The 236-nt window shown below is 64.4% G+C and carries 1 pseudogene; it reads left to right on the forward strand.

Annotated features, from left to right (window positions below):
• Positions 1-236 (forward strand): annotated as a pseudogene (locus KVS71_RS18880) (MFS transporter); the annotation flags it as partial.

Below are 236 nucleotides of genomic sequence, written 5' to 3' on the forward strand. Positions count from 1 at the left end.
GCAACCGCACCTTCACGCTGTCCGTCATCGCCTCGACCGCGATCGGCGTCCCGATGTTCGCGACCTCGGTCTTCCTCGCGCAGTACTTCCAGCAGGCCCGTGGCGCCACGCCGACCGAGTCGGGCCTGATGACCATCCCCATGAACATCGGTCAGATGGGCGCGTCGATCATCATCGGACAGCTCGTTAGACGGTTCGGCAAGTGGAAGGGCTGGATGGACACCGGCTCGATCCTC

It is taken from the genome of Microbacterium sp. GbtcB4 (genome assembly GCF_019091465.1).
Classification (GTDB): domain Bacteria; phylum Actinomycetota; class Actinomycetes; order Actinomycetales; family Microbacteriaceae; genus Microbacterium; species Microbacterium paraoxydans.